The following is a 21,759-nucleotide window of genomic DNA, read 5'->3' on the forward strand; positions in this document are numbered from 1 at the left end:
AGGGACCGGTGGCCACCGGTCCCTTCACAGCTCAAAGCCATCACGCCTTCGAGCCGCGATCCAGATACAAGGGGTCCCGGGCACAAGGCCCGGGACGACGGTTAAAAGCAAGGGATGGAGGCTCGAAGCCCTCAGTCCACCATCGCCTCCAGCGCCGCGCGATCGCGCAGCAGCACCTTGCGGGTGGTCGGCAGGGCGATCAGGCCGTCGTGCTGGAACTGGGTGAAGGTGCGCGACACGGTCTCGATGGTCAGGCCCAGATAGTCGGCCATGTCCTGGCGGGTCATGGGCACGTCGAGCAGGGCGTCCGCGCCGGTCCGCTCGGCCAGGTCCAGCAGAAGGGCCGCGACCCGCTCGCAGGCGCTGCGGCGGCCCAGCATCAGCACGTGGTCCTGGCAGCGGCGCAGGTTGTCGGTGGTCAGCTCCAGCAGCCGGCGGGCCACGTCGGCATGGTCGTGGGCCAGGGCCTCCAGGGCCGAGCGCGGCAGGACCCGCACCTGGGCCGCGCTCAGGGTCTGGGCGGCTACCCGGTGGGTCTCGCCGCCTTCCAGGCCGAACACGTCGCCGGCGAAGTGGAACGCCTCGATCTGGCGGCGTCCATCGCGCAGGATCCGGCAGGTCCGCAGGCTTCCGGAGGTCAGCTGATAGACCCGGTCGGCCCGCTGGCCCTCGTCGAAGATCGTCTCGCCCGGGCCGTAGCTTTGGCGCAGGCCGTCCAGCACGATCGTCGCCGGCGGGCGTGTGACGAGGGGGGCGGCGGTCTGGATCACGGACAGCATGGCGGTTTCCCGATCTCTTTGGCCCGCCCAATCTCCGTCGCGGGAGCCTGGCGGTACAGTCGGGGCCTATGCCTAAGGAGGACTACCTAGGCTGGCTTGAACACCGCGCTCGCCCCCTGTTCACCCCCGCCGGATCGACAGGGTCATGCGCACCAGGGCGGCCAGGTTGTCGGCGTGCATCTTGGCCATCAGCTTGGCGCGATAGATCTCGACCGTGCGCGGACTGATGCCCAGCTCGCGGGCGATCACCTTGTTGGGCTGACCGTCGACGACGCCCTCCAGCACCTGGCGTTCGCGCTCGGACAGGGTCTCCAGCCGCTGGCGGACCAGGGTCGCCTCGTCCGAGGCGGAGACCGTCGCGCCGCTCTGAGCCTGGGGCGGCGGCCCGGCCTCCAGGGCCCGGTTGAGGGCGTCGAGGATCCGGCTTTCGCCGAACGGCTTTTCGATGAAGTCGGCCACCCCGGCCCGCATGGCCTCGACCGCCAGGGGGATGTCGCCATGGCCGGTGATCATGATGATCGGCACGCGGCAGCCGCGGGCGTTCAGCTCGCGCACCAGCTCAAGCCCGGTCATGTCGGGCATGCGCATGTCGGTGATCACGCAGCCGGCCCCATCCAGGGGCAGGGCGTCCAGCAGGGCCAGGGCGGAGGCGTGGCTGACCACCTCGAAGTCGGCGGCCTCCAGCAGGAAGGCCAGGGACTCGCGGGCGCTCTCGTCGTCGTCGACCACGTGGACCACGGCTTCACTCATCGATCACGTCCCTGGCCTGTTTATCGTCGTCGTCTTCTCTACGCGGCGGCAGGACGAAGTGGAACACCGTGCCGCCCTTGGGATTGGGGTCGGCCCAGATGCGCCCGCCATGCGCCTCGATGATCGACCGCGAGATTGACAGGCCCACCCCCATGCCCTCGGCCTTGGTGGTCATGAACGGCTGGAACAATCGCTCGCGGAAATCGTCGCTGATCCCCGAGCCGGTGTCGGTGACGCTGACCTGGACGGAGCCGTTGTCGAGCCGCCGGCTGGCGATCGTCAGTTCACGGCGGGGAGCGTCGGCCATGGCGTCGACGGCGTTGCGGATCAGGTTGACCAGCACCTGCTGGATCTGCACCCGGTCGGCATAGACCGCGTCGGCGGCCGGGTCGAGCTGCAGGCGGGTTGCCACCAGGTGCTCGCGCGCGCCGATCAGGGCCAGGGCGGCGGCGTCCTCGACCACCTTGGACAGGCTCTCGGGCGCGCGCTCGCTGGCTCCGCGCCGGACGAACTCGCGCATGCGGTGGATCACGTCGCCGGCCCGCAGGGCCTGGGCCGAGGCCCTGTCGATCGCGTCGCGGACCTTGGCCTGGTCCTCGGGCCGGCCGCGGTCGATCAGGCGGCGCGAGCCGGTCAGCAGGTTGGCGATCGCCGACAGCGGCTGGTTCAGCTCGTGGGCCAGGGTCGAGGCCATCTCGCCCATGGCCGTCAGGCGCGAGACGTGGACCAGCTCGGTCTGCAGGTCGCGCAGCCGGGCCTCGGTCTGCTGGCGTTCCGTCAGGTCACGGATGAAGCCGGTGTAGAACGGCTGCAGGCCCCGGGTTTCGCCGACCGCCAGCTCCATCGGAAAGGTGGTGCCGTCCTTGCGCTGGCCCACCACCACGCGGCCGACGCCGATGATCCGCTTCTCGCGGGTCTGGGCGTAGCGGGCCAGGAAACCGTCGTGGGCGCCGCGGTCGGGTTCGGGCATCAGCAGGCTGACATTGCGGCCGATCGCCTCGGCCGAGGTCCAGCCGAACAGACGCTCGGCCGCGGGGCTGAACGAGGTCATCACGCCGGCGGGATCGATGACGATCACCGCGTCGGGGGCCGAATCGAGGATCGACTGCAGGTGATGGGTCATGGCCGCGGCGCGCGAGCGGGCGGCGTGGAACCAGCCGCCGCCGACCGACATGCCCGAGCCGATCATCACGAACACCAGGCTGGACAGGGCGGTGGCCTGGTCGGGCCGTCCCTGCACCTTCAGCGCCCAGACCGCGCCGGCGGCCAGGACGGTGGCGAACAGGCCCGGCGCCAGGCCGCCGACCGCGGCGCTGATCAGCACGGACGGCACGAACAGCAGGAAGGCCGAGGGCGCCGTGAAGCCGGGGGGAAGGGCCAGCTGGATCAGGCCGCAGGCCAGCACCGTGGCCATGGCCGCCAGATAGGCCCTGGGCCGCAGGTCGCTGTGCAGCGTCCCGGCCGAAACCGTGGTCATCACGTGATAGCGCTCTCCGCTGCGCAAGGTGGCCTACCCCATAGCGCGGGGCGGAGCGATTGGCAGTTCCCGATCGCACAGGGCGCGCGGGGCCGGGCGGTGGCTGACCAGCACCAGGCCCTGGCCGGTGCGCTTCAGGCGGGCGTCCAGGCGCGCGACGACCAGGGCCTCGGTCGCGGCGTCCAGGCCCTCGGTGGGCTCGTCCAGCAGCAGCCAGGGCGCGTCGCGAAGCAGGGCCCGGGCCAGGGACAGCCGCCGCCGCTCGCCGCCCGACAGCCGCTCGCCGTTCTCGCCGATCCAGGTGTCCAGGCCTTGCGGCAGGGCGCGGACCCGGGCTTCCAGCGCCGCGTCGGCCAGGGCGTCCCACAGGGGCTCGTCGGGGTGCGGTCCGGCCAAAGCGAGGTTGGCGCGCACCGTGCCGGCGATCATCGCCGCGTCCTGCGGCGCGTGGGCGACGGCGGCGCGGAGGGCGGCGGGGTCGAGGGTTTCGATCTCCCGCCCATCACACATCAACCGCTCATCCCGGCGAATGCCGGGACCCAGATGGAATGGCTTTGAGGTTGACGCCAAAGCGCGCTGAGCTCCTCCAATCATCCACCCCGCTATGGGATCTGGGTCCCGGCATTCGCCGGGATGAGCGGAGTTTGAGGCGCGCAAACCCAGCAGCCGTTCAAGCACCGTGGTCTTGCCGCAACCCGAAGGACCGGTCAGGACCAGCCGTGAACCCGGTTCTAGGGTGAGATCGCCGAACCCGAGGCTAGGGCGATCCGGCGACGCCTGAGCGTCCGCCGTGACAGGCCCACGCCCCAGCACCGCATCCAGCCGCGCCGCCGCCGCATCGGCCCCGGCCTCCTGCTCGAACGCCTTGCCCACGCCCGCCAGGCCCTCCAGCGCCATGGCGGTCGCCAGGCCGGCCATGGCCGCCAGGGGCGTGGCGGCGTCGTGGGCGAAGGCCAGGACCAGGGCGACGGCCAGGCCGAGGATCGCGCCTTGCAGCACCGCCAGCCTCCCGCCGGCCGCCACGGCCTGGCGCTTCAGGTCGTCCAGCCGCGCGCCCTTGGCGGCGATCTCGGCGGCCGCGCGGTCCTGGACGCCATAGACCCGCAGCTCGGGCGCGGCGGCGGCGTAGGCGGCCAGGGCGTCCTTCAGGTCGCCGGCGGCCTGCTGGATCGCCGGACCCGCGCGGGCCATCAGGCGGCGGGCCAGGGCGCGGGTTCCGAGCACGGTCGCGGCCACGGCCAGGGCGACGACCACGGCCGACGCCCAGCCGGCGGGGGCCGCCATGGCCAGGCCGGCGGCGACGGCGGCTCCCGCGCCCCAGGGGGCGGAGAGGCGGATCAGACGGGTCTCGACCGCGTCGACGTCCTGCACCAGCCGCGCCGAGGCTTCGCCGCGCGACAGGGCCAGGGCCTGGGCGGGCGGGGCGGCGGCCAGGGATGCATAGAGCGTCGGGCGGATGGCGGCCAGGGCCTTGAGGGCGGCGGCGTGGCCCGACAGGCGCTCCAGATAGCGAAAGGCGGTGCGCAGGATGGCCAGCAGGCGGATGCCGGCGCTGGGCAGCAGCACGTTGAAGGTCTGGGCGGCCGCCAGTCCCGCCAGGCCGGCGATCGCCGCGCCGGTCAGGAACCAGCCCGACAGGCCCAGCAACAGCACCGACCCGGCCCCGACGATCGCGGCCGAGAGCGCGGCCAGGCGCAGGCCGTCGGCATGGCGCTTGCGCTGCTGGCGGATCAGGGCGGCGAGGGGGCCGCTCACAGCCGCACCACCCGGTCGGCCAGGGCGGCGACGGCCTCGGAGTGGGTGGCGATCAGGGTCGTGCGGCCGCGCGCCGCCTGACGCAGGATCGGCAGCAGGGCCAGCTCCGAGGCCGCGTCGAGGTCAGCGGTCGGCTCATCCAGCAGCAGGATTGGGGCCGGCTTGAGCATCGCCCGGGCCAGGCCCAGCCGCCGCCGCTCGCCGCCCGACAGGCCGGCGCCGCGTTCATCGAGCTCAGCGCCAAGACCTCCGCGCCCCTGCAGCACGGCATCCAGGCCGACGGCCCGCGCGGCCTGCTCCAGCGCCTCCCGCGTCGCGCCGGGATGGGCCAGGGCCAGGTTGTCGGCCAACGTCCCGGGCAAGATCACCGGCGACTGTCCGGCCCAGGCGGTCGAGGCGGCGATGGATTGCAGGTGCGACAGGCGCTGGTCGCCGACCATCACCTCGCCGCCGCTCAGCGGCGCCAGGCCCAGCAGCAGGTTCAGCAGGGTGGTCTTGCCGCTGCCGCTGGGACCGAGCAGGGCGACGGTCTCGCCCGGGGCGACAGCGAGGTCGAAGCTCTCGAACACCGAAGGCTCGCCGGCCTCATAGGTCACGGTCACGGTCTGGAAGCAGATAGCCGGCGGAGCGTCGAAGACTGCGACCGGCGGGGCGGGCGCGGGGGCGGGCAGGGCGGCCAGGGTCAGGGCGGCGGCCTCGGCGGCCTGGCGGTCGTGATAGGCGGCGGCCAGCCGGCGCAGCGGGGCGTAGACCTCCGGGGCCAGGGCCAGGGCGAAGAAGGCGCGCTTCAGGTCCAGCTGTTCGGGGACCGGAAAGGGCAGCAGCCGTAGCAGGTTGAAACCGCAATAGACCGCCACCAGGGCCACAGACAGGGCGGCGAAGAACTCCAGCGCGCCCGACGACAGGAAGGCGACCCTCAGCACACGGATTGTCCGCTTGGCCAGGTCGTCGGCGGCGACGGAAAGGTCGCGGGTCACGGTCGCTTCGGCCTGGAAGGCCAGCACCAGGGGCAGGGCGCGGACCCGATCGAGGAACAGGCTGGACAGCCGCTCCAGCGCCAGGAACTGCCGCCGCGACTCCTCGGCCGCGGCCCCGCCGGCCAGGGCCATGACCAGGCCGAACGGGACCAGGGTCGCCAGCAGGATCGCGGCCGCGACGGGGGTGGCGACGGCGATGGCGGCGATGACCAGCAGCGGCGCGACGGCGGCGGCCAGGCGGGCGGGCGCGAAGCGGGCGACGTGGCCGTCCAGGGCCTCGACCCCCTCGACGACGGCCGACAGCGCCTGTCCGCCCGTGGGCCGGCCGCCGGCGCCGCCCAGCACCGAGGCGATCGCCTCGCGCCGGGCCCGGTCCTTGGCCGCCGCGGCCGCCCGGGCCCCGGCATCGGCCGCGCGCCGGCCCAGCAGGCCGCGCGAAGCCGCCGCCAGGGCGAGCAGGACCAGCCAGGGCGCGGCGGCGGCTAGGCCGCGCGGCAGGGCGTCGACGGCCAGGGCCAGGCCCGCGGCGAACGCGACGGCGGCCGGCGCGTCGGCCAGCAGCCAGAGGGCGGCGGCCGTCGACGCCCGGTCGCCGGACCGGGTCAACGCCTTCAGCCAGGGTCGCGCGACGGCGTCGAGCTGGGCGGTGAAACTCGCGGACATGGACCGTCGTTAGGGGGCGGGGACGGGCGCGTCCTTGATCCGGATCAAAGCGCCCTAGCCACGAGGCGTCTAGGGGTGGAAAGTCCTGGCGCGATCGATCGCCAACGACCTCCGGAGCGCTGCATGGACCCCGCCGTCGTCGACCTTTCCCGCCTGCAGTTCGCCCTGACGGCGCTGTACCATTTCCTGTTCGTGCCGCTGACCCTGGGCCTCTCCTTCATGCTGGTGATCATGGAGAGCGTCTATGTGATGACCAAGCGGCCGATCTGGCGCACCACGACGCGGTTCTGGGGCACGCTGTTCGGTATCAACTTCGTGCTCGGCGTCGCCACCGGCCTGACCATGGAATTCCAGTTCGGCATGAACTGGTCCTACTACTCGCACTATGTCGGCGACATCTTCGGCGCGCCGCTGGCCATCGAGGGACTGATGGCCTTCTTCCTGGAGGCCACGTTCGTGGGCCTGATGTTCTTCGGCTGGGACAGGCTGAAGCCGGTGCAGCACCTGCTGGTCACCTTCCTGGTCGCCCTGGGCACCAACCTGTCGGCCCTGTGGATCCTGGTCGCCAACGGCTGGATGCAGAACCCGGTCGGCGCGGCCTTCAATCCCGACACCCTGCGCATGGAGGTGACCGACTTCCGGGCGGTGCTGTTCAACCCGGTGGCCCAGGCCAAGTTCGTGCACACGGTCAGCGCCGGCTACACCATCGCCGCGGTCTTCGTGCTGGGGGTCAGCGCCTTCTATCTGCTGAAGGGTCGCTACGTCAGCGTCGCCAAGCGCTCGCTGACCGTGGCCGCCGCCTTCGGCCTGGCCTCGTCCCTGTCGGTGGTCGTGCTGGGCGACGAGAGCGGCTACGCCCTGACCGACAACCAGAAAATGAAGCTCGCGGCTCTCGAGGCCATGTGGGAGACGGAGCCCGCGCCCGCCGGCCTGACCGCCTTCGGCATTCCCAGCCTGGCCGACCGCAAGACCCACGCCGAGATCAAGATCCCCTACGTCCTGGGCCTGATCGCCACCCGCAGCCTGGACCGGCCGGTCGCGGGCATCTTCGAGCTGGTGGCCCAGGCGCAGACCCGGATCGAGAGCGGCGTCGTCGCCTACGACGCGCTGGAAAAACTGAAGGCCAATCCCCAGGACCTCGCGGCGCGCGGCGTCTTCGAGACCCACCGCCGCGACCTGGGCTACGCCCTGCTGCTCAAGCGCCACGTCGCCGACCCGCGCCAGGCCGACCTGGCGCTGATCCAGAAGACCGCCTGGGACACCGTGCCCAACGTGCCGGTGATGTTCTGGTCGTTCCGCATCATGGCCGGCGTCGGCTTCCTGATGATCGCCCTGTTCGCCACCGCCTTCGTGCTGGTCACCCTGCGGCGGCATGACACCCGCTGGTTCCTGATGCTGGCCGTGGCGGCCATCCCGCTGCCGTGGATCTCGACCGAACTGGGCTGGGTGCTGGCCGAGGTCGGGCGCCAGCCCTGGGCGGTGGAGGGCGTGCTGCCCACCTTCCTGGCCCCCTCGTCGCTGAGCGTGCCCCAGATCCTGACCAGCATCGTGGTCTTCACCCTGCTCTACGGCGCCCTGGCGGTGGTCGAGGTCGGACTGATCCTGCGGACCATCAAGAAGGGCCCCTTCGCCGAGCAGGAAGCCTTCCCCGCCGGACAGGCGGCCCCCGCCGGCGAAGCCGTGGCCTAAGGAGATCGGATCCATGGAACTCCCCCTCGACTATCCGACCTTGCGCCTGATCTGGTGGGGCCTGCTGGGCGTGCTGCTGATCGGTTTCGCCGTGACCGACGGCTACGACATGGGCGTGGGCGCCCTCCTGCCCTTCGTCGCCCGCACCGACGAGGAGCGCCGGATGGTGATCAACACCGTCGGCGCCACCTGGGAAGGCAACCAGGTGTGGTTCATCACCGGCGGGGCCTCGATCTTCGCGGCCTGGCCGCTGGTCTATGGCGTCAGCTTCTCGGGCTTCTACCTGGCCATCTTCGCGGTGCTGGTGGCGATGATCCTGCGGCCGGTCGGCTTCAAGTACCGGTCCAAGCGGCCCGATCCGCGCTGGCGGACGTTCTGGGACTGGGCGCTGTTCACCGGGAGCTTCGTGCCGGTGCTGGTGTTCGGCGTGGCCGTGGGCAACGTGCTGCAGGGCGCGCCGTTCAAGCTGGATGGCGACTTGCGGGCGACCTATCACGGGGCCTTCTTCGGCCTGTTCACCCCGTTCACCCTGGTCTGCGGCCTGTTGTCGGTGGCCATGCTGGTGCTGCACGGCGCGGCCTGGCTGGGGATCAAGGCCGAGGAGGGCGTGGTCGGGGACCGGGCCCGCCGGTTCGGCGCGGGGGCCGGGATCGCCACCCTGGCGCTGTTCCTGGTCGGCGGCCTGCTAGCCACGCGCCTGGGCTTCCGGATCGAAGGCGCCTTCGATCCCGCCGCGCCGTCTAACCCGCTGCGGACAGCGACCGTCGCCGCGCCCGGGGCCTGGTTCGACAACTTCGGCCGCCATCCCTGGATGCTGGTCGCCCCGCTCATGGGCTTCGGCGGCGCGATCCTGGCGCTGGCGGGCCTGTGGCGACGCTCGGCGGTCCTGGCGTTCGGCGGCTCGTCGGCCTCGGCGGCGGGGATCGTGGCCACGGTCGGCCTGTCGATGTTCCCGTTCATCCTGCCCAGCACCATCGATCCGCGCTCGAGCCTGACGGTGTGGAACGCTTCGTCCAGCCACCTGACCCTGTTCATCATGCTGATCGTCGTGGCGGTGCTGATGCCGGTCGTGCTGCTCTACACCGCCTGGGTGTTCAAGGTGCTGTGGGGGCGGACCAGCACGGCGGCGCTCAAGACCGACCCGGCCCTGTACTGAGGAGTTTCGAGCCATGTGGTACTTCACCTGGATTTTGGGCCTGGGCCTGGCCGTCGCCTTCGGCGTGCTGAACGGCGTCTGGTACGAGTTCAACCTGACCGACGAGGGCGATGTGGGGGCGTCCGAGCCCTGACCCTTCCCCCACAGGGGGAGGCGCTCCAGCGCGACAATTCGACGCCGCCCCGCAAGCGCTGCATTAACCGTTATTAAACGGCGGCCGGGCTCTTGTGACGGGTGACGCGAAACCGCTTTCGGCCTTCGCCGCAAGACCTTTCGAGCCTCGGGACCCGACCATGACCGACCACGCCGAACCCGCCCTGGAGCTGATCTCGTTCTGCATCGGCGAGCAGGAGTTCTGCATCGACGTCAAGACTGTCCGCGAGATCCGCGGCTGGACCCCGGCCACCCCGATCCCGCACGCCCCGGCCTTCCTGAAGGGCGTGATCAACCTGCGCGGCGCGATCATGCCGGTCATCGACCTGCGCAACCGCCTGGGCCTGGGCGTCACCGTCCCGGAGACCCGCCACGTCATCGTCGTCGTCGAGTGCCAGGACCGCCTGGCCGGCATCCTGGTCGACGCGGTCAGCGAGACCTTCACCGTGTCGCGCGACCACCTGCAGCCGACCCCGGACCTGGGGACCGACGAACTGCGCTTCATCCAGGCGATCATCTCGCTGGACAGCCGCCTGATCACCTATCTGCGCATGGACGACGTCTTCCCCGCCCAGGTCAGCCAGGCGGCGTAAGGCTCCCATCCAGGGCGGTAACGAAAAGGGCGGGCCAGTGGGTCCGCCCTTTTTCGATTCAGCACCCGGACTGGGGACAGGCACATGTGCCTGTCCCCGACCGAGGCGACTTACTTCCCGCGCACGATCCGGGCGGCCGCCGCGTGGAAGGCGGCTTCGGTCTCGGCGGCGGCGGCCACGGCGTTGTGGCGGTCGGCGGCGACGGGCATGGCGGCGCGGCCGGTGGTGGGAGCGGCGTAGCTCTGGGCCACCTTGCGGGCGTCCTGGGCGCGCAGGGCGGCGTTGCTCGAGGCTGTCTCGTGCCAGTGGGCCAACTGCGCCGCCGTCAGGGCGCCGTCGGCCGGCAGGTCGGCGTGATGGACCACCTCGCCGAAGCCGATGGCCACGAAGCCGTGGATGACGCCGTAGTCCTCTTCCGACAGCAGGAAGGTGATCTGCCGCTCCTCGACCTGGCCGGTATAGACGTCCTGCTCCGGATCGAACTCGCGCAGCACCAGCACGTCGCCCACCGCGAACTCGCGGTCGTTGCGGCGGATCTCGAAGCGCTTCTTGCCCGAGCGGACGGCGGCGAAATACTGGGGCCAGGTCTTCAGTTCGTGACGGGTCATGGGGACTTCTTCGGAAAGGGAGGCGTGGCCTTAACGGGCGGACGTCGCCGGAAGGTTAAGGCTTGAGAGGACGGCTGTGGATTTTACTCGATCCGCTCATCCCGGCGAAGGCCGGGACCCAAGCGGAATGTCAGGATAGATCCCAGACGATCGGAACCATAGGACACACGCCCAAGCTCGGCTTGGGTCCCGGCCTTCGTCGGGATGAGCGGTGTTTTTTTATGACAAGCAGGTCCGGGCGATTTCGGCGCGCAGTTCGGGCAGGCCGTAGCCCTTTTCCGACGAGGTCGCCATCACCTTCGGGAAGGCGGCCGGACGCTTGGCGATGGCCTTCAGGGTCTTGTCGACCGTGGCGTCCAGCTCGGCCTGCTTGATCTTGTCGGCCTTGGTCAGGACGATCTGGTAGGAGACCGCCGCGATGTCCAGGGCGTCCAGGGCCTCGGCGTCCACGGCCTTCAGCCCATGGCGGGCGTCGATCAGCAGGTAGACACGCTTGAGGTTGACCCGGCCGCGCAGATAGGCGCGGCCCAGGTCCTGGAACTTGTCGGCGATGCTCTTGGACACCCGCGCGAAGCCGTAGCCCGGCAGGTCGACCAGGCGCAGCTTCTCGGCCAGCACGAAGAAGTTGACCTCCCGCGTGCGCCCCGGCGAGTTGGAGGCGCGCGCCAGGTGGTTCTGGCCGACCAGTCCGTTGATCAGGCTGGACTTGCCGACGTTGGAGCGGCCGGCGAAGGCCACTTCCGGCAGGGTCGGGGCCGGCATGCCGTCCATCCTGACCGCGCCCATCATGAAGGTCGCCGGCTGGGCGAACAGCACGCGGGCGGCCTCGATCTCCTCTTCGCTGTAGGCGAGTTCGTCCATCAGGTGGCCCCGACGGACTTGCCGCTGAAGCGGGCGATCAGCTTGTCGATCGGGTTCTCGACCTTGTAGCGGTGCATGATGATGTACTGCTGGATGATCGTCAGCACGTTGCTCCAGCACCAGTAGATCACCAGGCCCACCGCGAACTGCGACAGGGTGAAGGTGAAGACGATTGGGAACAGCTGGAAGATGCGCTGCTGCATCGGATCGCCGGCCGGCGGGTTCATCGCCGTGGTCAGCCACATGGTGAAGCCGTACAGCAGCGGCCAGACGCCGATGTGCAGCGGCCCGGCCAGCAGGCCGCCGATCAGCGGGGCCGTCGCCGGATCCCAGTGGATCAGGCCGAACAGGGTGGTGAAGGTCGACGGGTCGCGGGCCGACAGGTCGGTGATCCAGCCGAAGAACGGCGCATGCCGCATCTCGATGGTCACCGTCAGCACCTTGTACAGCGAGTAGAAGATCGGAATCTGGATCAGCATGGGCACGCAGCCCATCATCGGATTGATCTTCTCCTTGGCGTACAGCTGCATCATCTCCTGCTGCTGCTTGGCCGGATCGTCCTTGAACTTGGTCTTCAGCTTTTCGACGTCGGGCGCGATCTTCTTCATCTTCGCCATCGACTCGTAGCTCTTGTCGGCCAGCGGGAAGAGGATCAGCTTTAGGGCCACGGTCAGCAGCATGATGGCCACGCCGAAGTTGCCCACCAGCTTGTAGAAGATCTCCAGGATGTTGAAGATCGGCCGGGTGATGACCTCGAACATCCCCCAGTCGACGGCCTTGTCGAAGCTGGGGATGGCGGCGGCCGGACGGTTCCAGAACTGCCACCAGACCACCGGCTTGCCGCCGTACTCGTAGCGGGTCAGCAGCGGCACGGTCTTGGCGCCGGCGAACAGGCGGGTGGTGTTGGTGATGGTCGCGCCTGCCGCCAGCGAGCGCGGCGAGCCGGTGAAGGCCGACTCATAGACGTCGACGCCACTGACCGGCTTCACCTGGAAGCGGCCCTTGATCATCTCGGACTGCTGGGGAACCAGGGCCGCCAGCCAGTACTTGTCGGTCATGCCGATCCAGCCGCCCTTGGACTCCAGATTGTCCTGCAGCGGCTTGTCCTTCTTCCACTTGGGGTACTTGGCCTTGTTCTGAAGGATGTACTTGCCGCCCTCGACGCTATCGATGCCGCCCAGGACGCCGATGCCGCCTTCGTAGACGATCTGGGTCTTGCCCAGGCCATGCGGGCCTTCGGTGGGGATGCCCTGGCGCTGGACCGAGGCGTAGGGCGCCAGGGCCACGGCCGCGCCGCCTTGGTTGCGGACGGTGTCGGCCACCGTGAACATCGCGTCGGCGTCGACCGAGATGGTGCGGGTGAACACCAGGCCCTGGCCGTTGTCGTAGGTCAGGACGACCGGGGTGTTGGGGCGCAGCACCTGGCCGGGCGCGGCGGTCCACACGGTCTGGGGCGTGGGCAGGCCGGTCATGCCGGCGATCCCAGCCCAGCCGAAGTCGGCGAACCAGGCGTGCTCGGCGCCCTCGGGGCGGAACAGCTCGACCGGCGGCGAGTTCTTGTCGGCCGTCTGGGTGTAGCGCTTGAGCCAGAGGTCGTCGATCCGCGCGCCCTTCAGGGCGATCGAGCCCGACAGGGCCGGGGTGTCGACGGCGATGCGCGGGCTCTGGGCCTTGGCGGCGTCGCGCGACAGCTTCAGCGGCTGGGGCAGGCCGTCGGCGCCCAGGGTCATGCCCGGCTGGGCCGCGATCTGGGCCTCGGCGGCCTTCTTGGCGCGAAGCTCGGCCTCGGCCTTCCTCTGTTGCGGACCCAGCACCAGGAACTGGTAGCCGATCAGGATCGCGAACGCGCAGACGATGAACATCAGCGTGTTTTTGTTGGAGTCGTTCTGCATGGGTTGGACTTAACCAGAAACGGAGGAATCGGACGCGGCGGGGGCGTGCGGAGCGGGTGCGGCTGCCGGGCCCGCGCGATCGAGGTCGGCGGCGAGGCTTATCAGCGCGGTTTTGACATCGTCAAGCAAACGCCCCCATGGCCGCTGGCCGGTTCCGCCGCGGGCGATGAACACATAGTCGCAAGACGGGCGGCCATGAAGGGGGAGAAGCAGCCTGGCGGCCTCGCGCAGGCGTCTTTTGGCGCGATTTCGCTCGACCGAGCCGCCGATCTTCTTGGTGGCGGTGAATCCGACCCGGATCAGCGGGTCGTCGTCGTGGCGCGGACGCATCTGCAGGAACACCGCCCCGCGCGCCAGGTTGGGCGCCTTGGCGGCCTTCAGGAAGTCGGGGCGCTTCTTCAGGCGCTCGATCTTCGGCGGCGGAAACGGGGTTCCGGTCATGAAAAAAGCCGCCCTTTCCGGCGCAGGCGCTGGGCCTGGTTCGAGGAAAGGGCGGCTTCCATCATGGTCTTTTCCCGCCGAGCAGCGGGGAGAAGAAGGCTGTTAGGCCGTCAGGCGCTTGCGGCCCTTGGCGCGGCGACGCGCGACGATCTTCTGGCCGTTCTTGGTGGCCATACGCGCGCGGTAGCCGTGACGGCGGGCTCGCACGAGCTTCGACGGCTGGAATGTCCGCTTCACGAGGTGGCTCCGAATACAATAGTGGGACGCGAAAGCCGCGAGGCCGCCGCGAGTGAGGGGCGGTGGATAAGGGAACGGGCGGGCGCTGTCAACATGAGTCCGACACGAAGCCGAGTCGGTTCAGGGGCTTGGCGGGGCTGATCGACCTAAAGCCTCTTTGGGTCGTCTTGGCCGGGCAGTTTGATGTGTAGCACAAGCACGTTTCCCGCTGTCGCGTTCTCTCCGGTGTCTGGCGTGACCTCGAAGTAGATCGTGCATCCGCTGACGATCCGCTCACGCACGCCGTCAAACCGCAGACTAGCTCTGAAAGTCACCGGCGCGTGCACCAAGCCCCGAATGGCTTCAATCAGGGCTTCCTGGCGTTTTAAGGCTTGGGGTGTTGCGCCCGCATAGGCGAAGAAGCGGTCCGCCGCGGCGACAATGTCGGCTTCCGCGCGCGGCGAAACGACCAGCTCGCGGGCCAAGCGGCGTCAGTCGCGTTTGGATGTCGCGGCGGCGACACGCGCTCGAGCGTCGTCCAGTACCCGAGATAGAAAAGCCTCCGCGTCCTTGCCGCGCAAGCCGAGGCCAGCGTCACAATCGCGACGCGCTTGAGCCAGGATCGCGGCTGTCTCCAGATCTTCAGCCGAACGCGCGGGGTTCTCCGAAGGCTGTGAAACGGCGAGGTCGTGACGAGTAGCCATGAGGAGATCATAACGCGAACAGGGAGCGATGGAAACCACGCTCTGCTCCTGCGTGGTCTCACAGATCAGGCCGGATCATCGCCTTGCCCACCACCTTCCGTCCCGCCAGCAGGTCGAACGCCTCACGCCAGCGGTCCAAGGGGAGTTCGGCGTGCACATGAGGGCGGATGACGCCCTCGTCCGCCATCCGCCACACCGCGTCGGCGTTCTCCCGTCCCTTCTCGGGAAACCGCCGACCGTACTCCCCCGCCCGTACGCCCATCACCGAGAAGCCCTTGATCAGCGGCAGGTTGACCGAGACGGTCGGGATGCGGCCCGAGGTGAAACCGATCACCAGCAGCCGGCCGTCGAAGGCGATGCAGCGCACGCTCTCGTCGAACACGTCGCCGCCGACCGGGTCGTAGATCACGTCGGCCCCGCGCCCGCCGGTGATCGCCTTGACCTGCTCGCGGAAACCGCCGGTGACGTTGACCACGGCGTCGGGGGCGTACAGGTGCTGGACCTCCGCCAGCTTGGCGTCCGAGGCCGAGGCGGCGATCACCCGTGCGCCCAGGGCCTTGGCCAGGTCGACCGCCGCCAGGCCGACCCCGCCGGCCGCGCCCTGCACCAGCACCCATTCGCCCGGCTCCAGCCGTGCTCGACGCACCAAGGCCACATAGGCGGTCAGATAGGCCGCGCCATAAGCGGCGGCCTCGCCAAACGACAGCCGGGCCGGCTTGGGTTTTAACGTCTCGGCCGCCAGCACGGCGTACTCCGCGAACCCGCCCAGCCGCGCCCCGCTGACCACGGCGTCGCCGACGTCCCAGCCCGTGACCCCCTCGCCCAGGGCCGCGATTTCCCCGGAGAGGTCCAGGCCGGGCGTGAAGGGCAGGGGCGGCTTGAACTGGTATTCGCCCCGGGTCATCAGCAGGTCGGGGAAATTGACGCTGGCGGCGCGCACGCGGACCAGGACTTCGCCGGGACCAGGCTGCGGCATGGGAACCTCGCGGATGGCGCAGCCGGCGAAGTCCTCGCTCAGATGCTCAACGACAAGGACGCGCATCGTCTTATCCATCACCTCTCCAACTTCCGCTCATCCCGGCGAACGCCCGTAGGCGGCAAGTTTAGAACAAACGCCCCTCTGTGATCGTCATTCCCGCCCTTGTGGCGGGAACCCCTCTGTCCGCCGCAGGTGCGAAGATGTGGCCCGCCAGCGGGCCAAGGCACCTCACCGTCAGCTGAACCAGGGGTTCCCGCCACAGGGGCGGGAATGACGAGACAATTTGAAAGTTCGTGGATCGGCGAAAGGCCAAGGTCCGCCAAGAACCTCGATGCATCTAACTGACCGCCCATGGGCGAACGCCGGGATGAGCGAATTAGGTTTGGCCGTGCATCAATCGACCCAATAGTCGAACTGCTCCCGCACCAGCCGCGCGATCTCCCGGCAAGCGGCATCCGCCGCCGGCACGGCGCCGGTGAAGGCTGTAAACCCATGGGCCAAGCTATCGTAGCACCGGTAGCGCACGGACACGCCCGCCGCGATCAGCCGTTTGGCGTAGGCCTCGCCCTGGTCGACCAGCGGGTCGAAGCCGGCGGTGATCACCACGGCCGGGGCCAGGCCCGACAGGTCGACGGTCTTGTCCGGCGACAGGCGCGGATCGGCCGGGTCGGCGTCGGGACCCATATAGTGGCCCATGAACCAGTCCATGATCGGCCGGCTCAAGGGATAGGCGTCGGCATAGGTGGTCATCGACGGCGTCTCGCTGGCCACGTCGACGGCGGGATAGATCAGCAGCTGCAGGGCCGGCTGGGCCTCGCCCGTCCGCTTCATCTCCTGGGCGACGATGGCGGCGAAGTTGCCGCCCATCGAGTCGCCGCCGATCGCCGCCGTCCCGGACGCCGCCCCGAAGCGCGCGGCGTTCTCCCGTCCCCAGCGGAACGCGGCCAGCACGTCGTCGAGGCCGGCCGGGAAGCGGTGGTCCGGCGCCAGTCGATAGTCGACCGACAGCACCGCCGTGCGGGCGATCCGGGCCAGGATGCCGCAAAAGGCGTGGCAGGTCTCCAGGTCGCCGATCACCCCGCCGCCGAAGTGGGCGAAGACGATCAACGGCGTGGCGCTGTCCTGGTCGGCGGGGCGATAGGCGCGCAGCCGGACCGGCCCATGCGGGCCGTCGATCGACAGGCTCTCGTTGCGCACGCCGGGCTCCGGCGGGCCGCTCACGGCGACCAGGCCCTTGGCGCTGGCGGCTCGGACCTCCGCCGGCGACAGCGTGGTCACGGACGGCGTCCTGGCGGCGGCCGCCGCCAGGAACTGGAAGCGCGGATCCAGGGTCCGGCCGCCGCGATAGACCGTCCCGCCGCCCGACATCGCCCGCAGCACCGGGCTGGGCAGGGACATCAGCGCCTTGAGAATGAATTTCTGGACGGCGGGGTCGGCCATTCGGGCTCTTTCTTATGGGTTGGAGAACGTCTTCAGGGACGCGGCAGGGCGGGCAGTCCGCCCAGGATCATCCGGACGGCGAAGTCGGCGGCGCCGTCCACGTCGACCGGCCGTCGCTCCAGCATCTTGTCGCCGACCTCGCGGGCGACGGCGATGCAGGCGGCGGCGAAATAGTCAAGGTCGACCGCCGGGGCGTGGTCGTGCTCCAGCACCTTGGCGAAGGCCGCGTGGACCTCGTCGAACACCGCCTGGATCTCGGGGGTGGCGCGGGCGTGGGGAAACACCTCGCCGGCCGGTCGGTTGATCCGCCAGCTCTCGTGCTCGGCCGCCAGGAAGTCGAAATAGGCGCGGACCGCGCCGCGCAGGAAGCTCTCGAAGTCGACGGCCTTCTCGAATTCGGTCCGCAGGAGCGGCCGGAAGCGCCGCGCGCCGTCGTCGGCCAGGGCGTCGAACACCTCCTCCTTGGACTTGTAGTAGTTGTAGAAGGTGCCGGAGGCCAAGCCGGTGCGGCGGATGATGTCGCGCACCGTGGCGGCCTCGTAGCCCAGCTCGCCGAACACCGCTCGCGCCGCGTCGAGGATCGCCTGGCGGTTGGCCACCTTGGTCCGCTCGCGCTTGCCGGGGCGGTTGTCCTCGGCCGGACCGCGGACGGGGAAATAGGCGATGTTCGACATCGGACGCGACTCGTGGCGAGGCCCAGATGACGCCCCGTCACGATTTCAGCCTCATTCCGCCGCCAGTGGCAAGGCGTCCGGCGCTCGCCCCGGCACGGGCAGGACGCCGCTCGCCGCGCGGGCCCGCTTCTCGCCGGCCGCGATCTCCTTCTTTAGGTCGGCGCAATAGACCCCGAAGTCGACCTGGATCGTGTGGCGGGCCGAGGCGTAGTAGTGGCCGGTGTGGCGCTCCTCGTCCCTGGCGGTGATGCGTTGCATCTCGGCGAGCGAGGGCGGGGCGTAGCGGCCGGTCAGGTAGGCGGCGACCAGCTTGGACTGCTGCTCGGCGAAATTGACCAGGGTCGGCAGGGCCTGGGCCAGGCCCATGTAGAAGAGGTCGGGCACGCCGGGCTTCATCATCCGCTTGAACAGCGGCAGGCGGTGGTCGGCGTCGGGAACCAGGGCTGGATCGTCGAGGAACGGGAAGCTGATCCTGTAGCCGGTGGCGAACACGATCACGTCGACGGGCTCGACGCTGTCGTCGGCGAAGCGGACCTGCCGACCCTCCAGCGCCTTGATCGCCGGCTTGAAAGTGATGTCGCCGCAGCCGGCCCGGGTCAGGAACTCGCCGCTGACCGACGGGTGGGCCTCCAGCGGTTCGTGGTCGGGCTTGGGCAGGCCGTAGTCCTCCATCCGGCCCACATGCTTGCGGACCAGGGCGCCGACGATCTTCAGCCCCAGCTTGCGCGGCATCCAGGGGGGCATGGCCGACTTGTCCGACGGCTTGCCGTTCAGATATTTCGGGAACACCCAGACCCCGCGCCGGGCCGAGACGATCAGCTTGCCGGCGATCGGGCGCTGGGCCAGCTCGCTAGCGATGTCCATGGCCGAATTGCCCATGCCGACCACCATCACGGTCTTGCCGCGCATATCGACCGGGTCGAACGGGTCGCTATAGGCGTGGGCGTGGAAGGCGACGCCGTCGAAGGTTCCGGGATAGTCGGGAACGCGCGGGTCCCAGTGGTGGCCGTTGGCGACGATCAGCACGTCGTAGAGCCGGGTCTCGCCGGTCGACAGGCTCACCGACCACAGGCCGTCCGCGTTGCGCTCGGCGCGCAGCACCTTGGTGTTGAAGGTGATGGTCTCGCGCAGGCCGAAATGGGCGACATAGGCCTTGAAATAGGCCAGGACCTGGCTGTGGTGCGGGAAGTCGGGCCAGTCGGGCGGGACCGGAAAGTCCTCGAAGGCCAGGCGCCACTTGGACGTGTCGATGTGCAGGCTTTCGTAGCAGGCCGACAGCCCGTTGGGGTTCCTGTAGTACCAGTTGCCGCCGATGTCGTCGGAGGCCTCGAAGCAGTCATAGGGCACGCCGGCGTCCTTCAGCCGCTTGGCGGTGGTGAAGCCGCTGCAGCCCGCGCCGATGATGCAGACCTTCGGAAGCCGCTTGGCGGCCATCTGGGCGGCCATCTGGGCGCTCATCGCGCGCCTCCCTGACTTATCGTTGTTCAGGTGAGCGTATCAGCGTTATGCGAGCCGTCAAACTGCTCTTCTTCGGCGCGATCAGTTGCCGAGCGGTCGTGGCGAATAGGTGGCCGTGCAGCGCGACTTGCACTGCATCCACTGGGTCGGGCAGCTGTCGTCGTCGCCATTGGCCCGGCAGAAGAAGTAGGTGCGGTTGCAGGACGCGCGGCACTGGTCCGGATCGCGCGCCGGGGCCGCGCCGGTCAGCGGGATCAGCGGCGGCGGCAGGGCAGGGGTGTCGCTCGGGGCGGGGGCCGGGGCTTCCCGCGGCGCTTTTGGAACGACGCGCATCGGCTTGGCCGTCTGGGCCGCGGCGGAGCCGGCCAGGGCGGCGAGGATCAGCAGGCAGGCGAGGGCGCGGCGCATGGCGGCAGTCTAGCCGCGCCCCATTGAGGTTCGGTTAACCACGTTTGGCGCCCGCTTCGCCGTTCGCGGAACTTACGGCTGCGAGGTCGCCAGGAAGGCGTCCAGCCCGTCGGCCAGGTGGTCGAACATCGCCCGCATCCGCAAGGTCGTGCGCAGGTCCTCGTGCATGACCAGCCAGACCGGCAGGTCGAAGCCGATCTGGCCGGGGCAGACCGGGACCAGGTCGGGCTCGCGGCGCGCCACGCCGTGCTGGACGAAACCGATGCCGAATCCGGCCCGGACGGCGGCCAGCTGGGCCAGGTCGCTGTCGGCGCGGAAGGAAAAGCCGCGCGGTGGCAGGGGCACGCGCTGGACCAGGCCGCGCAGGAACGGCGTGCCCCTGTCGAAGCCGATCAGCGCGTGGTCGGCCAGGCCGTCGAGGGTGGCGGGCGCGCCCTCGGCCTCGACATAGCGCCGGTGGGCGTAGAGGCCCAGGTGGGTGTCGGCCAGGCGGCGGGCGACCAGGGCGTCCTGGGTAGGGCGGACCATGCGCACGGCGATGTCGGCCGCGCCGCGCAGCAGGTCCTGCTGCTGATTGTCCAGCGACAGCTCGACCGTCACGGCCGGATGCCGCGGACGAAACTCCGCCAGAAGCGGCGGCAGCACCTCGGCGCCGATGATCTCGCTGGCGGTGATGCGGACCACGCCGCGCGCCGTGTCGCCGGCCCCCGACGCCGCCCGGACCAGGGCGCTGGCGGCCCCGGCCATGGCCTGGGCGTGGGGCCTGAGGTCGAGGGCTGCGTCGGTGGGTTTCAGGCCCTGGGGCGACCGGGTGAACAGGGCCACGCCCAGGGCGTGCTCCAGGGCGGCGACCTGGCGGCCCAGGGTCGGCTGGGTCAGGCCCAGGGCCCGCGCCGCGGCCGACAGGCTGCCCTCGGTCATCACCGCCAGGAAGGCGCGGTACAGGCTCCAGTCGGGATCGCTCATGCATTAATGCATGGCAGATCAAGACAGTTCGTCAATTCTCGTTTGGTCTGGGCTGGCCGATCTTACCGTCATCAACCCGATGGAGATCGACATGACCACGACCCAACGCATCGCTCTGGTGATCGGCGCGACCGGCGGCATCGGCGGCGAGGCCGCCTCGGCTCTGATCCGCCACGGCTGGACCGTGCGGGCCCTGACCCGCCGCGCCCAGCCGGCCCGGTCCGGGATCGACTGGATCCAGGGCGACGCCATGGTCGCGGCCGACGTGGCTCGCGCCGCCAAGGGCGTCCAGCTGATCGTCCACGCCGCCAACCCGCCCGGCTACCGCAACTGGGGCCAGCTGGTGCTGCCGATGTTGGACAGCACCATCGCCGCGGCCAAGGCCGAGGGCGCGCGGATCCTGTTGCCGGGCACGGTCTATAATTTCGGTCGCGAGACCTTCCCGCGGATCGACGAGACCGCGCCGCAGGCCCCAACCACCCGCAAGGGCGGGATCCGGGCCGAGATGGAGCGGCGGCTGCGGGCGGCCTCGGCCGAGGGGACACCGGTGCTGATCGTCCGGGCCGGCGACTTCTTCGGACCGCACGCCGGCAACAACTGGTTCGGCCAGGCGGTGGTCAAGCCGGGCGGGGCCCTGACCTCGGTGACCGAGCCGGCGGCCCGGGGCGTCGCCCACGCCTGGGCCTATCTGCCGGACCTGGCCGAGACCATGGCCCGGCTGCTGGACCAGGCCGACCGCCTCGCGCCGTTCGAGGTCTTCCATTTCGGTGGCCATCAGATGGCCTGGGGCGAGATGGCGAGCTCGGTGCGGCGGGTGACGAGCCAGCCGAACCTGCCGGTCAAGGCCTTTCCCTGGTGGCTGGTCAGCGCCCTGTCGCCGGTCGTGCCGCTGTTCCGCGAGATGGCCGAGATGCGCTACCTGTGGCGCGAGCCCCTGGCGCTGGATGACCGCAAGCTCCGGGCGTTCCTGGGCGACGTGCCGCACACGCCGCTGGATCGGGCGGTGGAAGACAGCCTGCGGGGATTGGGATGCTTGGAGAAGGAGGCCGGGGGCGAAGGAGGGGACACACACTCACGTCGAGGCCTCGCCATCTCGGCTGGGGCCCTTGGGTGACTGTGT

22 protein-coding genes are annotated in these 21,759 nt (G+C 70.0%); 5 read left to right on the plus strand and 17 right to left on the minus strand.

Going from position 1 to position 21,759, the window contains the following annotated elements:
• Positions 1-131 precede the first annotated feature (131 nt).
• The 5 genes from EV278_RS20590 to cydD form a co-directional block, all read right to left on the minus strand.
• Positions 132-779, minus strand: coding sequence for a helix-turn-helix domain-containing protein (locus tag EV278_RS20590; RefSeq protein ID WP_132095557.1), 648 nt, complete (start codon positions 777-779; stop codon positions 132-134).
• A gap of 120 nt (positions 780-899) precedes the next feature.
• Positions 900-1,529 carry a response regulator FixJ gene (gene fixJ, locus EV278_RS20595; RefSeq protein WP_132095559.1) on the minus strand — a complete coding sequence of 210 codons (630 nt, stop codon included), beginning with the start codon at positions 1,527-1,529 and terminating at the stop codon, positions 900-902.
• Complete coding sequence (locus EV278_RS20600) at positions 1,522-3,006, minus strand: PAS domain S-box protein (protein ID WP_243692286.1); 1,485 nt, start codon at positions 3,004-3,006, stop codon at positions 1,522-1,524. Before EV278_RS20600 ends, fixJ begins: the two co-directional genes overlap by 8 nt.
• 33 nt (positions 3,007-3,039) lie before the next feature.
• Complete coding sequence (locus EV278_RS20605) at positions 3,040-4,761, minus strand: ATP-binding cassette domain-containing protein (protein ID WP_132095563.1); 1,722 nt, start codon at positions 4,759-4,761, stop codon at positions 3,040-3,042.
• A complete protein-coding gene (cydD, locus tag EV278_RS20610; protein WP_132095565.1) occupies positions 4,758-6,401 on the minus strand; it encodes a thiol reductant ABC exporter subunit CydD in 1,644 nt (547 codons plus the stop codon). The genes EV278_RS20605 and cydD overlap by 4 nt, the downstream gene beginning before the upstream one ends.
• Positions 6,402-6,524: 123 nt before the next feature.
• Between cydD and EV278_RS20615 the strand changes: the two genes are divergently transcribed.
• The 4 genes from EV278_RS20615 to EV278_RS20630 all read left to right on the plus strand — a co-directional run bounded on the left by EV278_RS20615 (position 6,525) and on the right by EV278_RS20630 (position 9,992).
• Positions 6,525-8,090, plus strand: coding sequence for a cytochrome ubiquinol oxidase subunit I (locus EV278_RS20615; RefSeq protein ID WP_132095567.1), 1,566 nt, complete (start codon positions 6,525-6,527; stop codon positions 8,088-8,090).
• A gap of 13 nt (positions 8,091-8,103) precedes the next feature.
• The gene (gene cydB / locus EV278_RS20620; RefSeq protein WP_132095569.1) at positions 8,104-9,246 is read left to right on the plus strand and encodes a cytochrome d ubiquinol oxidase subunit II; all 1,143 of its coding nucleotides are present in this window, start codon (positions 8,104-8,106) and stop codon (positions 9,244-9,246) included.
• Between the two features lie 13 nt (positions 9,247-9,259).
• Positions 9,260-9,379: a cytochrome bd-I oxidase subunit CydX gene (cydX, locus tag EV278_RS20625; protein WP_089925074.1), complete on the plus strand. Its 120-nt coding sequence runs from the start codon at positions 9,260-9,262 to the stop codon at positions 9,377-9,379.
• 160 nt (positions 9,380-9,539) lie between these two features.
• A complete protein-coding gene (locus EV278_RS20630) occupies positions 9,540-9,992 on the plus strand; it encodes a chemotaxis protein CheW (RefSeq protein WP_029911988.1) in 453 nt (150 codons plus the stop codon).
• A 110-nt stretch (positions 9,993-10,102) separates the two neighbouring features.
• Here EV278_RS20630 and EV278_RS20635 read toward each other — a convergent pair whose 3' ends face one another.
• The 12 genes from EV278_RS20635 to EV278_RS20690 all read right to left on the minus strand — a co-directional run bounded on the left by EV278_RS20635 (position 10,103) and on the right by EV278_RS20690 (position 20,639).
• Positions 10,103-10,600: an ASCH/PUA domain-containing protein gene (locus EV278_RS20635; protein WP_132095571.1), complete on the minus strand. Its 498-nt coding sequence runs from the start codon at positions 10,598-10,600 to the stop codon at positions 10,103-10,105.
• A 219-nt stretch (positions 10,601-10,819) separates the two neighbouring features.
• Positions 10,820-11,461, minus strand: a complete 642-nt coding sequence (yihA, locus tag EV278_RS20640; protein ID WP_132095573.1) for a ribosome biogenesis GTP-binding protein YihA/YsxC — start codon at positions 11,459-11,461, stop codon at positions 10,820-10,822.
• The gene (yidC, locus tag EV278_RS20645; RefSeq protein ID WP_132095575.1) at positions 11,461-13,353 is read right to left on the minus strand and encodes a membrane protein insertase YidC; all 1,893 of its coding nucleotides are present in this window, start codon (positions 13,351-13,353) and stop codon (positions 11,461-11,463) included. The genes yihA and yidC overlap by 1 nt, the downstream gene beginning before the upstream one ends.
• Before the next feature lie 9 nt (positions 13,354-13,362).
• A complete protein-coding gene (gene rnpA / locus EV278_RS20650; RefSeq protein ID WP_132095577.1) occupies positions 13,363-13,794 on the minus strand; it encodes a ribonuclease P protein component in 432 nt (143 codons plus the stop codon).
• A 102-nt stretch (positions 13,795-13,896) separates the two neighbouring features.
• Entirely contained in the window at positions 13,897-14,031 is a 135-nt protein-coding gene (gene rpmH / locus EV278_RS20655; protein ID WP_012284717.1) for a 50S ribosomal protein L34, read from the minus strand.
• Positions 14,032-14,177: 146 nt separating this feature from the next.
• Positions 14,178-14,495 carry a hypothetical protein gene (locus tag EV278_RS20660; RefSeq protein WP_132095579.1) on the minus strand — a complete coding sequence of 106 codons (318 nt, stop codon included), beginning with the start codon at positions 14,493-14,495 and terminating at the stop codon, positions 14,178-14,180.
• Positions 14,496-14,772: 277 nt separating this feature from the next.
• Positions 14,773-15,768: an NADPH:quinone oxidoreductase family protein gene (locus EV278_RS20665; protein WP_165916723.1), complete on the minus strand. Its 996-nt coding sequence runs from the start codon at positions 15,766-15,768 to the stop codon at positions 14,773-14,775.
• Positions 15,769-16,086: 318 nt separating this feature from the next.
• Positions 16,087-17,133 (minus strand): alpha/beta hydrolase, encoded by a 1,047-nt coding sequence (locus EV278_RS20670; RefSeq protein ID WP_132095583.1) that lies wholly within the window; start codon positions 17,131-17,133, stop codon positions 16,087-16,089.
• 32 nt (positions 17,134-17,165) lie between these two features.
• Positions 17,166-17,807: a TetR/AcrR family transcriptional regulator gene (locus EV278_RS20675; RefSeq protein WP_132095585.1), complete on the minus strand. Its 642-nt coding sequence runs from the start codon at positions 17,805-17,807 to the stop codon at positions 17,166-17,168.
• A 51-nt stretch (positions 17,808-17,858) separates the two neighbouring features.
• Positions 17,859-19,241 carry an NAD(P)-binding domain-containing protein gene (locus tag EV278_RS20680; protein ID WP_132095679.1) on the minus strand — a complete coding sequence of 461 codons (1,383 nt, stop codon included), beginning with the start codon at positions 19,239-19,241 and terminating at the stop codon, positions 17,859-17,861.
• 105 nt (positions 19,242-19,346) lie between these two features.
• Positions 19,347-19,673 (minus strand): hypothetical protein, encoded by a 327-nt coding sequence (locus EV278_RS20685; RefSeq protein ID WP_132095587.1) that lies wholly within the window; start codon positions 19,671-19,673, stop codon positions 19,347-19,349.
• Between the two features lie 72 nt (positions 19,674-19,745).
• On the minus strand, positions 19,746-20,639 hold the full coding sequence (locus tag EV278_RS20690) for a LysR family transcriptional regulator (RefSeq protein WP_132095589.1): 894 nt from the start codon (positions 20,637-20,639) through the stop codon (positions 19,746-19,748).
• Between the two features lie 91 nt (positions 20,640-20,730).
• Between EV278_RS20690 and EV278_RS20695 the strand changes: the two genes are divergently transcribed.
• A complete protein-coding gene (locus tag EV278_RS20695; RefSeq protein WP_132095591.1) occupies positions 20,731-21,753 on the plus strand; it encodes an NAD-dependent epimerase/dehydratase family protein in 1,023 nt (340 codons plus the stop codon).
• Positions 21,754-21,759 lie beyond the last annotated feature (6 nt).

Origin of the sequence: Caulobacter sp. BK020 (assembly GCF_004342605.1) — a bacterium.
Lineage (GTDB): Bacteria > Pseudomonadota > Alphaproteobacteria > Caulobacterales > Caulobacteraceae > Caulobacter.

What these genes read in the sequence shown, in the direction of transcription:
- EV278_RS20695 (WP_132095591.1), top strand. Translation starts at nt 20,731, where the DNA reads ATGACCACGACCCAACGCATCGCTCTGGTGATCGGCGCGACCGGCGGC.
- EV278_RS20675 (WP_132095585.1), bottom strand. Translation starts at nt 17,807, where the DNA reads ATGTCGAACATCGCCTATTTCCCCGTCCGCGGTCCGGCCGAGGACAAC.
- EV278_RS20680 (WP_132095679.1), bottom strand. Translation starts at nt 19,241, where the DNA reads ATGGCCGCCAAGCGGCTTCCGAAGGTCTGCATCATCGGCGCGGGCTGC.
- cydX (WP_089925074.1), top strand. Translation starts at nt 9,260, where the DNA reads ATGTGGTACTTCACCTGGATTTTGGGCCTGGGCCTGGCCGTCGCCTTC.
- EV278_RS20590 (WP_132095557.1), bottom strand. Translation starts at nt 779, where the DNA reads ATGCTGTCCGTGATCCAGACCGCCGCCCCCCTCGTCACACGCCCGCCG.
- EV278_RS20670 (WP_132095583.1), bottom strand. Translation starts at nt 17,133, where the DNA reads ATGGCCGACCCCGCCGTCCAGAAATTCATTCTCAAGGCGCTGATGTCC.
- yihA (WP_132095573.1), bottom strand. Translation starts at nt 11,461, where the DNA reads ATGGACGAACTCGCCTACAGCGAAGAGGAGATCGAGGCCGCCCGCGTG.
- EV278_RS20635 (WP_132095571.1), bottom strand. Translation starts at nt 10,600, where the DNA reads ATGACCCGTCACGAACTGAAGACCTGGCCCCAGTATTTCGCCGCCGTC.
- yidC (WP_132095575.1), bottom strand. Translation starts at nt 13,353, where the DNA reads ATGCAGAACGACTCCAACAAAAACACGCTGATGTTCATCGTCTGCGCG.
- EV278_RS20685 (WP_132095587.1), bottom strand. Translation starts at nt 19,673, where the DNA reads ATGCGCCGCGCCCTCGCCTGCCTGCTGATCCTCGCCGCCCTGGCCGGC.
- rnpA (WP_132095577.1), bottom strand. Translation starts at nt 13,794, where the DNA reads ATGACCGGAACCCCGTTTCCGCCGCCGAAGATCGAGCGCCTGAAGAAG.
- fixJ (WP_132095559.1), bottom strand. Translation starts at nt 1,529, where the DNA reads ATGAGTGAAGCCGTGGTCCACGTGGTCGACGACGACGAGAGCGCCCGC.
- EV278_RS20630 (WP_029911988.1), top strand. Translation starts at nt 9,540, where the DNA reads ATGACCGACCACGCCGAACCCGCCCTGGAGCTGATCTCGTTCTGCATC.
- cydB (WP_132095569.1), top strand. Translation starts at nt 8,104, where the DNA reads ATGGAACTCCCCCTCGACTATCCGACCTTGCGCCTGATCTGGTGGGGC.
- cydD (WP_132095565.1), bottom strand. Translation starts at nt 6,401, where the DNA reads ATGTCCGCGAGTTTCACCGCCCAGCTCGACGCCGTCGCGCGACCCTGG.
- EV278_RS20615 (WP_132095567.1), top strand. Translation starts at nt 6,525, where the DNA reads ATGGACCCCGCCGTCGTCGACCTTTCCCGCCTGCAGTTCGCCCTGACG.
- EV278_RS20690 (WP_132095589.1), bottom strand. Translation starts at nt 20,639, where the DNA reads ATGAGCGATCCCGACTGGAGCCTGTACCGCGCCTTCCTGGCGGTGATG.
- EV278_RS20665 (WP_165916723.1), bottom strand. Translation starts at nt 15,768, where the DNA reads ATGGATAAGACGATGCGCGTCCTTGTCGTTGAGCATCTGAGCGAGGAC.
- EV278_RS20600 (WP_243692286.1), bottom strand. Translation starts at nt 3,006, where the DNA reads ATGACCACGGTTTCGGCCGGGACGCTGCACAGCGACCTGCGGCCCAGG.